This is a genomic window from Pseudomonas sp. B20, from assembly GCF_020515755.1.
Taxonomy (GTDB): domain Bacteria; phylum Pseudomonadota; class Gammaproteobacteria; order Pseudomonadales; family Pseudomonadaceae; genus Aquipseudomonas; species Aquipseudomonas syringae.
The window spans coordinates 52,965-63,735 of the sequence record NZ_JAHPJG010000026.1; the positions used below are offsets into that span (position 1 = coordinate 52,965).

5 protein-coding genes and 2 pseudogenes are annotated in these 10,771 nt (G+C 57.5%); all 7 read right to left on the minus strand.

Going from position 1 to position 10,771, the window contains the following annotated elements; genetic code table 11:
• Nucleotide 1: 1 nt before the first annotated feature.
• Nucleotides 2-5,203 carry a DUF4011 domain-containing protein gene (locus tag LIX91_RS22300; protein ID WP_226489179.1) on the minus strand — a complete coding sequence of 1,734 codons (5,202 nt, stop codon included), beginning with the start codon at nt 5,201-5,203 and terminating at the stop codon, nt 2-4.
• A gap of 306 nt (nt 5,204-5,509) precedes the next feature.
• Nucleotides 5,510-6,655, minus strand: a pseudogene (locus LIX91_RS22305) (diguanylate cyclase domain-containing protein).
• A gap of 387 nt (nt 6,656-7,042) precedes the next feature.
• Complete coding sequence (locus LIX91_RS25965) at nt 7,043-7,552, minus strand: methyl-accepting chemotaxis protein (RefSeq protein WP_226489189.1); 510 nt, start codon at nt 7,550-7,552, stop codon at nt 7,043-7,045.
• A 30-nt stretch (nt 7,553-7,582) separates the two neighbouring features.
• Nucleotides 7,583-8,404: pseudogene (locus LIX91_RS25970) on the minus strand (PAS domain-containing protein); the annotation flags it as partial.
• 156 nt (nt 8,405-8,560) lie between these two features.
• The gene (locus tag LIX91_RS22320) at nt 8,561-9,211 is read right to left on the minus strand and encodes an RraA family protein (RefSeq protein ID WP_226489180.1); all 651 of its coding nucleotides are present in this window, start codon (nt 9,209-9,211) and stop codon (nt 8,561-8,563) included.
• Nucleotides 9,202-9,981, minus strand: a complete 780-nt coding sequence (locus LIX91_RS22325; RefSeq protein WP_103695817.1) for an IucA/IucC family C-terminal-domain containing protein — start codon at nt 9,979-9,981, stop codon at nt 9,202-9,204. The genes LIX91_RS22320 and LIX91_RS22325 overlap by 10 nt, the downstream gene beginning before the upstream one ends.
• Nucleotides 9,978-10,769 (minus strand): ABC transporter ATP-binding protein, encoded by a 792-nt coding sequence (locus tag LIX91_RS22330; RefSeq protein WP_003318733.1) that lies wholly within the window; start codon nt 10,767-10,769, stop codon nt 9,978-9,980. The genes LIX91_RS22325 and LIX91_RS22330 overlap by 4 nt, the downstream gene beginning before the upstream one ends.
• Nucleotides 10,770-10,771 lie beyond the last annotated feature (2 nt).

Sequence of the window (10,771 nt, forward strand, 5' to 3'; positions counted from 1 at the left end):
GTCAGCGGGGCGTTGGCTGTTCGTTTAGTGGGTCTGCTGTCTCCTCCCGGGACTGCGCCAAAAGATCATTCAACGCTGCGTTCAGCCTCTGCAATGCACCTTCCTTGTCTACCCACCATTCCGTGGACCATAGCCGCACCAGGTTCCAGCCGAGGCCACTGAGAATTGCGCCGCGGACCTTGTCCCGATCGCGGGCAGTGGCAGCGCTGTGATAGGTAGCGCCATCGCATTCGACACCCGCCAGATAGTCACCCGGGCGGTCAGGGTGAACGATTCCCAAGTCAATGCGGAAACGCGACACACCAATCTGCGGCACCACTTGCCAACCGAGGCGCCGTAGCCCTTGAGCGACTGCTTCCTCGAACGGCGAGTCATAACCACCGACCGAGCCCTGTACCGCCTCGGCCAGGGCTTTTGGTCCGCGCTGGGCGAATTCTATGAAATGCTTCAGATCCCGGACTGCACGGGCGTTGGTGCGGTTCAGGTCGATCATCGACGGATCAAAGGATGAGAACACCAGCATTTCCCGGCGGGACCGTGTGATCGCCACGTTAAGCCTGCGCCAGCCACCGTCCTTGTTGAGGGGGCCGAAGTTCATGGACATGACCTGCGCACCCGGCTCGGTCGGGCCATAGCCTATCCCGAGCATGATCAGATCGCGCTCATCACCCTGGACTGTTTCCAGATTCTTCACGACAACCGGCTCGGTCTGTGTGTCCTGGAAAAAAGGCTCGATCTCTGGGTACTGCTTGCGGGCGTTGTCCAGCAGATCATTGATCAGTTTTTGCTGATCAGAGTTGAGCGTGATAATACCGATCGAATGGCCAGCAGCCACGAACGCAGGATCGGTAAGGCGCTTGACTGTCTCGCTGACGATGGCTTCGGCTTCAGCCTGGTTGTAGCGCCCTTTGCCTTTTGCATAAACACCGTCAACCCGGCGCCACTCCACAGCACTTGCACGGGTCTCTGCGGCCGGGAAGGTGATGAGATTGCTGTCGTAGTAACGATGATTGGAGAAGGCAATCAGGCTTTCGTGGCGACTCCGGTAGTGCCAGCTCAGACTGTGGCTCGGCACCCCTGCTCCAAGGCATTCGTCCAGAATGCTTTCCATGTCTTGCGCGGTATCGTCGTCGCTGGCATTCGGGCCACGGTTGAAGAAGTTCGTCGGCGGCATTTGACGCGGGTCACCTGCGATAACGACTTGCCTGCCGCGAGCTATCGAACCGATTGCGTCCCATGGAGCAATCTGCGAAGCCTCGTCGAAAATGACCAGATCGAAGGGCGGTTGATCGGCGGGCAGGAATTGCGCAATCGACAGCGGGCTCATCAGCATGCAAGGGGCCAGGCGATTCAGCGCGTCGCCCATCTCGACGGCCAGTTGTCTGACAGGTTTGTGCCGGCGGGACTTCTGCAATTCATGTTTGAGAATGGCAAAGCCGCTGCTTTTGGGTATGTCATTTTTGGAGGGGATCAAGCCACACAGTCTGGCCCGGATGTAACGCACCGTCAGTTTGGCCATTTCGTCGTCCAGACGAGCGAACGCCGCAATGTCGCTCATGTGCTCGGCAGCCACGAAATTCCTCAACAGAGGTTCGCCGTCTATACCCTGCGTAGCGAACCAATGAGCATAGGCCGTGACGAAGGTTTCTTCGCTTGCTGCAGGTGACAGACTCCCTGTCTCGAGCGCACGGGCCAGACTTGCCAAACCAGCCTCACCCGCCTGCTCGCGAACCCGGCACCAATCGCACCATGCCTTGAGTTGCTCCTCGTGTTGCTGGATCGAGAGTGAAGTAGCCCGCAACGCGCCAACGCTTGGTTGTGTGTCTGTACCGGCTGCAGATAATTCGGCAAACAGTCGAGCGGCGTCTTCATAGCGAGACAAAGCCTGTTGCAAAGCCGATAGCGCTGCGCCGATTTGCCCGCCCGGCGCCAACATTTCATTTGCCTCAACGATCAGACGCGCGACGGCGCTGCGCAATGAAATGAGGTGGTCCGGTGATTGGGCCAGACCGCTCATCAGCCCACGCAGGTTTTCAGCCATTGAGGCTGCACGAAATATCTGTGACACGTCACTGCTCAGGCCCTGCCAGCCCGGGATCGACTGCAGGCCTCCAGCTAATGTATCCAGTTCGTTCAGTTGCGCGTGCAGGCGCTCGAAAATTGCCAGGTCGCCAAGTGTGTCCGGCAGGCCTGCTGCGCCACCTGAAGAGGCCAGTTTCTTCGCGACCTTTTTCTTGGCGATAGTCGCCAGGAACCAGAACTTTCCTTCGGCATCTCGCCATTCGCTGCGCATCGCCTCAACGGGAATGCGACGGCAGGCTTCGTCTGCATAATCCAGCGAAAGACCTTCTTCAAGCTCTCGATAGCTTTCGATTAACCGGCACGCGCGCCGGGCTGCTTCGATACGCGCTACAGCATCGGGTGCAAAAGCGAACGAGAGGTTCAGGCCATAGGACTCCACGACCAGAGTCGTCAGTTCGTCAAGGTGCTGAACCTGCGCCACTTCAGCTACAGGCAAGTCAAGGTGCATAAGGCCAAGAAGCTTTTCACTCGAGGCATTCAGCGCGTCAAGGGCCTGCGGCAACTCACGTGCGGCATTCGCAATGTGTGCCTGCCAGGCGTTCGACCACTGGGTCTGCGCCAGAGCGCCGAATTTGCCTGACAGATTACGTGCGGCATCACCGTTCAAGCCTAACCGACGCGAAAGGTCCAGCAACTGGCTGTACTGGGCTGCATCATGTTGCGTGTCTGATGGCCAGGTCAGCCTGGGTGTTTGAGGGCCATGATCACGAACCACACGACCAATCGCCTGATGCAGGGAGAGCCCGTTGCTCCAGCGTCGGTGCAGTACCTCGACCAGTTCGTTGAGTCGCGAGCGCAGCGTCTGCAAACGAGTGGCTTCACGTTCCCACTCCTCCGGGCTCAACGCATCGCTGACATCCCAGGCGCGGTCCAGTTGTTTGAGTACTTCAACTTTAGAGGTCTTGCTTGAGTGCAGCTCCAGGCAAAACTCGCCCAGCCCCTGTTCTGCCAGGCGACGGTAAACCACGTCCAGTGCCGCACGCTTCTCTGCCACGAACAGTACGCGGCGGCCCAAGGCCAGATTGTGGGCAATCATGTTGGCAATGGTTTGCGACTTACCGGTTCCCGGAGGCCCATCCATGACGAAACTATGAGTACCGGCAGATGCCACCACGGCAGATAACTGTGAAGAGTCGGCCGGCAACGGGGCGAAAAGCATGGCGGGCGTTACTGACGAGTCCAGATGCTCTGGTCTGGGAAACTCGTCTGAACCGGAGAAGCCCTCATCTCCCTCAGAGGGATCCAGCAAATGCTTGACCAAAGGGCTTTGCAGCAGCTGTGCTGCGTTGGCATTCAGGTCTTTCCACATCAGGTATTTGGCAAATGAGAAGGTGCCCAACACAAGTTCGGTACTCACCTCGAAACCTGGCACGTCACGCACTGCTCGCCGCACCAGGTTCCAGATACCCGTCACATCAATGCCACTTTCATCACTGGGTAGTTCGCCGTCCAGTCCGGGAATTACCAACTCGAAGTCATGGCGCAGCAATTCAAGCAGCGTCAGGTTGAAACGCGGTTCTTCATCAAGAAGACTGAGCGTCACCCCGGACAAGGCACTTTTGCGTTCAAGTTTTACTGGCAGCAAAATCAGGGGCGCGGAATAGGCTTTAGGGTCGTCTGCACTCTTCTTCCATTTGAGAAAACCAATGGCCAGAAACAGTGTGTTTGCACCGCCCTCTTCCAGATCGCTACGCGCCTTGCGGAACAGATCAATCAGGGTTGCTTCAAGTTTTACCTTTTCCAGAGTGGCGAGCACTTCACCACGAGCAAGCGCCTGACGAGCAACTTCGTCGACCAGGTTCTCATTATTCTGCTGCTCGTACAGGGCCACATCCCGGCCACTGCTTTTCAGGTCAGGCACCGGCAACACGCGAATTCGCTGGCCACTGGAGAGAAGGTCTTCAAGCGCTGCCGGATCAGGGCACAACAGGCGTACGCCTTTTGCGCTGTCCGGGAGATGCAGGAGACGGTTGCGGGTCGTCAGATCCAGCAGCTTGCGTTGCCACAGCGTCAGCTTGCCCGCTGGACCTTCACTATCCGTGTTAATTTCGACATCGAACCCCGGAAGTGCCGGAGCCTCCTCCAGCCCTTCAATAGTGGGTGGAGCATCGGCTGTCTCATCCGATCCCTCGGTTACTGAGACGAGCGCCATCGGACGAATCTTCTGCATCCGGGCACGGTGCAAATCGATGGCCATGATGAACTGCTCATCATCGAGTTGCCGCTCGGCGGCTGCAATGGCCTGGGAGAAGCCCGGCGCAGGTGTCTGTGTAGAAAGGGTGGTTTCGAATACCACCATTTCCTTCAGATCCAGGCGTTTGCGTACTGCCGACGCCTCATCGGTCAACAATTGGGAAAACTCTTGAGGCTGCAGCCAGACGCCTGCGAATGCGTGTCCCTTGGTCATGATCAGCAGAGCGTTCAAGCCCGCCTGCTCCAAAGCCGCGGCAAACAGCAATGCAGTGTCCAGGCAGGTCGCCACGCCGTTTTCCAGAACCACACTCGGAGGCCGGACCTTCTGGCCCTGTTGCTCAAAACTGGCCGGGGGCAATGCATAGCTCAACTGAAAGCTGCACACTCCGGACCAAATGGCAGAGGCAAGCTCCCAGGTTCGCGTGCGCGACTTGCTTTCATAGCCGTCAATGCCATCTTTCTTGCCCGCGCGCCGCAAAACCTGTGAGGCCGCTTTGAGTACGCGATCGACCGCCGGATCATTGGGCATGCAGAAAGCCGCAAGCAACTCCGGCATGGCGCTCAAGCCGCCCCATTCTGTGCGCGCCAGCAGTTCTGTCGGGAAGCGCTGCTCGACGAGTACATTGTCGCCCTGGGACAAGCGCATCACCACGTCAGCGCTAAGGCTTTCAGTCAGCCCGGACAAATAACCTGCGTTAAGCTTGATATCACGCTCGGAAATGTTGAGGCGATCACCTGCATGAATGCGGTCTATACGCCAAGTGCGGCTCTCTACGAAATCCGGATCGGTGCTTAACGTCAGGGTCAGGTTTTCAAAACCGCTTTCTTCCTGGTTCCAGATACTCAATTCACGTACCAGCGGTACGGCGTTCTGGTGGGAGGCGAAACCGATCTTCCGGGCGATCAGCGCCTCAATCTTGATGTTCATTCACGGGCTCCTGCAGATGCGAGCGCTTGCCTCAGAGAGGCAGCCAAATGGGCATATAGTCCATGAGTCATCGACAATAAGGAATGCTTATATCTGAATAAGGCACCTTATCCGCATCAGGCACTCACGTTGACGCTATCAGCGCCAATCCCGATCACAGTTTCACGAGGGCGCCGCAACTCGCTGCACTGGCAGAAAGCCGCAAGTTTTATTGAGCGTCGAGTACTAAAGAGACTCTCATCGCCTCTGGTGAATCCAAAGTTCCGCATTGAAGTTCGAGAGCGCCTGACTTGAAGCGCATGCCCCTTATTTGCCAGGAACCGCCAACGCCCTGACCGGCCCTTCGGAAACACTCATTGCCAGCAGCTCTTTCACCTGGTCCAACGGCAAGGGCCGTCCGAACAGGTAGCCTTGGGCAAAGTCGCACTCATGGGTGGCCAGCCAGTCCGGAAAGTCCGGACTTTCGATCATCAGTGAGGTGACATTGATTGCCAGCGTGAAGTCGCTTGGCCAATCGCGTGCCTGATCGAAGGCTTGAAGCAAAAGAGTCGCGGTGAGTGGTTTGATCAGCCCCGATTGTTCGGCGACGGGTATGAAGTCAAGCGGCAGGATGATCCCACGCTCGGGATGCAGCCATCGCGCCAGCAGTTCGAACCCCGCCAGGCGTTGTTCGGGAAGGCTGACGATAGGCTGATAGAACGGTTGAATATCCTTCTCTTCGATAGCCAGGGTGAGCTCACGCGCGAACTGTTCCTGCAGGCGCTGCTCGCGCTCGAAGCTGACTTCATAGAAATGAAACCTGGCTCGGCCACTGGTCTTACCGCGGTACATGGCGCTGTCCGCACGTTGCAGCAAGAGGTCGGGGTCTGAGCCGTCCATTGGCGCAATGGCAATGCCGAGGGTTGCACTCAGGACCACACGCGGCAGGCCAACGCTGGATGCCGAAATTTTGGCCAGAATGTTTTCAGCGAGCGGTGCCAGTTCTGCGTGACTGAAGTCACCACTGACCGCCAGGCCAAACTCGTCGCCGCCCAGTCGCGCAACGGAAGCCTGCCACCCGACAGTGGCGTCGCGCAGGCTTTCGGCAACGGCGCAGATGGCCGCGTCCCCTGCCGCATGCCCGTGGGTATCGTTGATGAGCTTGAATTTATCCAGGTAGATCAGAAAAACCGCGGTCTGTGTCGCTGGCTGCTGCAGACGCGCAACCAGTTACTCGTGAAACACACGCCGATTGAGCAAGCCGGACAAAGGATCGTGGCGGGCCAGAGATTCGCTGAGCGCCTGTGACTTGAGCAAGTCGTTGTAGCTACTGTGCAGTCGTTGCATCAAGCGTTTCAGAAGAATGAACGGTATGACCATCGACAACACTGCAAAGCCGGTCGAGGTGAATACAAAACGCCAGCGCTCGGCATTTTCGAAATCCTCGTCATAGGGCAAGCCCATTGCGATCATGGCGACGGATTCAAGTTCGAACTCCCACGCGATTGCGAAGAGGAAAATAGAAAACACATAAAACCACAGCAAGGTGTACAGGTACTTACGAACCATTTGTGGGCTGCGCAGGAAAGGCATAGTGAAAGTGCTCGAAAGGACGGCGAGTGCAATGGCTATAAACAGGTCATCGTTAGCCGGATATCAACGTAGTGCGATGATTTTGATAGTATGCGCCTCGCACAAGTGCTGGCTCATGGATTGAATAAAACACACTCATTTAAAACTTTTATAGACAGAGGTCCCTGCCACTATCGATGAACGTTCTTTCCTGTTCGTTGGCCTGCTCAGCGAGTGACTCAGGGCAGTACGCTTTTGGCGTCCCTGAGTCGACCCGACTGTTCACACTTAGCTGGAGCGCTGGTCCACAAACCGGCTGACGGCCCGCACTACCGTGTTCGCGCCGTGCTGAATTTCCTGAATCACACGGTCTGCGTCGTTGGCCAATACCAGCGCCTCGGACGCCTGTTCGGTGCTGCGCACAATTACGCCTACCGCGTCTGAAGCCAGGCTCTGGTTGGTCTTCACGACGTTTACGATTTCTTCCGCCGCCTTTGTAGTGCGAGAGGCCAGCTGGCGCACCTCATCGGCTACTACGGCAAAGCCCCTGCCCTGTTCGCCAGCCCTGGCGGCTTCAATCGCTGCGTTCAGCGCGAGCAGGTTGGTTTGTTCGGCAATGCCGCTGATGGTTTTAATGATTGTTCCAATCACCTGACTTTGCGAATCCAGTGCTTCGATGCCTCGTGTGGCCTCTTCCATAGAAATGGTCAACTGGCCGAGCATCTGCAGCGTGTCCTTGATGACTTTTCGGCCCTGCTGCGCGCTGCTGTCAGTATCGATGGAGGTTTGATAAGCCATTTCCGATGCTTCGGCGACGGCTTTCTCGCGCTCGACCTGTTCAGTGATAACCGTCGCGAACTTGGCAATTTTATAGAGTTTGCCGTTGGCATCGGTAATCGGGTTATAAGACGCCTCCAGCCATACATCACGACCACCTTTGTCAATTCGACGAAAACGATCGACGATAAACTCACCCCGGCGCAGTCTTTCCCAGAACTGGGTATACGCGTCAGAAGCGGATTCTTCAGGCAGGCAGAAAATCTTGTGGTGTTTGCCCTTTATCTGATTCAGTTCGTAACCCATCGCCTTCAGAAAGTTGTCATTGGCACCGATGACAATGCCATCGAGGGTGAAATCGATAACGGCGGTGGAGCGTTGCAATGCATTGACCAGCGCCTCGTTCTCGCGGGAGGCTTCAATGGTTCGCGTCAGAACACTCGAGTACAGGGTAATCTGCTCGACGCCGCCGGTTTCGTTTTTGTACGGGACGACAATGGTTCTCAGCCACACCCTCGCCCCGGTCTTGCTGACCAGGCGCAACGTGCCGCTGAAATGCTTGCCGTCGCGAATTGCGGTCAATGCGCGCTTCTGGTGAACGTCACCGCTCAGTTCCGGCGGGCTCAGCTCAGACAGATTGCGTCCGACCAGTTCTGCTTGCGCGTAACTCATCTCCGTCTCGAACAACGCGTTGACGGACTGTACCTTGCCCGTGCCATCCAGCACGACGGCGACTGTCTCCAGATTGAGGATTTGCCCTGCTTGCTCAAGCATGGCGAGGCGGCGCTCCAATGCCTTATTGGTGTTTTTCAAATGCGAATTGAACATTGCGGCTATCCGGAACAGTTTGGGTTTGCACTCTGCATCGGTCATAAAACCGCAATCTTGAGCGGCGCAATCGAACTTAATACGAAAACAGCCTGCCTATTGTCCGATTGTGACTGTGGGATCCAAAAGTTATAACTATTGATCAGTCGACAGTGGTTATATTCATGAATCAAATCAAACGCGCTGTTTCAGGTTTCATTCTCACTGTCGAGTTGTGCTGACCGTATTCTCCCCGTTCAGTCTGCCGAGAAACTCCTCCCTTCTTTTTCGGTCCGCACTCTCCTTGCCCAGCAACTCGGGTAACAGTTCGTTCGCCTGTTGCGGACTCAGGATAAATACGCCGTCATCATCCCCGACTGCAATGTCCCCTGGCCTCACCTCCACGCCGCCTATATGGATCAGTCCATTGAGCTCGCCGCTTTCCCCGAGACTGCGCGTTGTCATTGCGCTGACTCCCCGGCTGAACACGGGAAGACGATGTTCGCGCAAGGCGGCAACGTCGGTGACCGCGCCCGAGACGATGACGCCGGCAAGCCCCTTGATCAGCCCGGCCAGGGTGCGCAGTTCGCCCCAGCAGGCGCAATGCTCGTCGCCTACACACTCAATCACCAGTACATCGCCTGGCAGGCTGTTCAGCAGTGCGTCGCGCAGAATGCTGCCGTCGGGCAGCTGCAGTTTGACCGTCACAACGTTGCCGACCAGCCTGGCACCCTCGAACAGCGGTCTGATCCCGCGCAGATAACCCACGTCGGTCAGGTGGCCAATGGTTGACGCGGCAATGTCACGGTATTGCTCTATGACGGCGTCGCTGAGTTGTTGCTGGCGGTGTGCGATCTGCTTGTTCATCGACATTTTTTGGGCCTCAGTAACGGACAGGTCGAGCAATACTCGACGGGGTTGCTGGCGTCGTAATAGAAGCAGCAGGTGCGCCGAAAACGGATGCTCTTGCCTTCGGCTTCCAGCACAACCGGTGGACGGCGGAAGTGTTTGAGCGGGTTGTAGGTCAGGCCGAACAACGCCGGATCGGCCTGATGCAGCAGCCAGTCGAAATCGGCTTCACAGCGCTGCCGGATCGCCGGGTCTTCAACCTTGTCCATGCGTTTGTCGTACAGCGAATACACACGTACCGCAGTGTTTTCCCACAAAATGCGTCGGGAAATGCCAGTGACACGGTTGAAGGTTTCCCACAGCGGCTGAAGCAGGTCGCGGAACAAAGTGGTGGCGACCTGATCACGCCATACTTCGCGAGCGCCCGGTTCATAGCCCACTGGCGTTGTATCGAGCAAAGGCATTGAAGAGGTCCAAAGGCCGTCATCGTGCGCGTATTCGACCACGCTGTTGTCCAGCGACAGAGCCAGGCCCTTGTCGTAGACCGACATCGCGTACAGGCAGGCACCGGTGCTGAGGAACGAAAAGCGCTTGGCCAGCAATGATGCCGTGATTGCCTGGGTCGGAGAACCGATCACCGGCCCCAGCTCGCCAAGCAGTTGCTCGCAGACTGCGTCGTCCAGCAGCGCGCGGGCCGGGAGTGAGCGCGGATCGTGCTCACCTGCCGGCCTGAGCCGCAGCGCCCCGGACAGCAACGCCCATTCGGATTCGCTGAACGCCTGCGCCAGACTCATTGCGGCAGTTCCCGGCCAAAGGGGATGCACAGCGGCGTACCAAAGAATGGATCGGCGATGATCCGGCAGTTGAGGCCGAAGACCTGCTTGACCAGCGCCTCGCTGAGAATATCCGCCGGACGCCCCTGGGCGAACGCGCTGCGTTCGTGGACAGCGACCATGTGATCGGCGTAACGGCAGGCCAGATTCAGGTCATGCAGGACCATCACGATGGTCTTGCCCTCTTGCCGATTCAGGTCGCGCAACAGGTCCAGCACTTCGATCTGATGAGCCAGATCGAGAAAGGTCGTCGGTTCGTCCAGCAATACAATGTCGGTATCCTGCGCCAGGGTCATGGCGATCCATGCGCGCTGACGCTGACCACCTGACAGCGCATCGACGGGTCTGTCGGCCAGGTCCTGCATGCCAGTTTGCGCCAGAGCCCGTGCGACCATGGCTTCATCCTCGGCGGACCATTGCTGCATCCAGTTCTGATAGGGATAACGCCCCAACGCAACCAGTTGCCGAACGCTGATGCCTTCCGGCGCGCTGGGCATCTGCGGCAGAATCGCCAGTTCACGCGCGACGGTCGCAGTGGACTTCTGATGGATATCGGCACCGTTGAGCACCACGGTGCCCTGCTGGGGTTTGAGCAGGCGCGCCAAGGATTTGAGCAAGGTGCTTTTGCCGCAACCGTTACTGCCGATCAGCACGGTCACCTGGCCTGCAGGTAACTGCAGATCAAGACTGTCGATGATCACCTGCCGCTGGTAACTCAGGGTCAGGTCGTGGGTTGCGATTGACGCCATCC

Excerpts from the sequence above, each read along its gene's own strand:
- LIX91_RS22300 (WP_226489179.1), bottom strand. The coding sequence starts at position 5,203 with ATGAACATCAAGATTGAGGCGCTGATCGCCCGGAAGATCGGTTTCGCC.
- LIX91_RS25965 (WP_226489189.1), bottom strand. The coding sequence starts at position 7,552 with ATGGCTTATCAAACCTCCATCGATACTGACAGCAGCGCGCAGCAGGGC.
- LIX91_RS22320 (WP_226489180.1), bottom strand. The coding sequence starts at position 9,211 with ATGTCGATGAACAAGCAGATCGCACACCGCCAGCAACAACTCAGCGAC.
- LIX91_RS22325 (WP_103695817.1), bottom strand. The coding sequence starts at position 9,981 with ATGAGTCTGGCGCAGGCGTTCAGCGAATCCGAATGGGCGTTGCTGTCC.
- LIX91_RS22330 (WP_003318733.1), bottom strand. The coding sequence starts at position 10,769 with ATGGCGTCAATCGCAACCCACGACCTGACCCTGAGTTACCAGCGGCAG.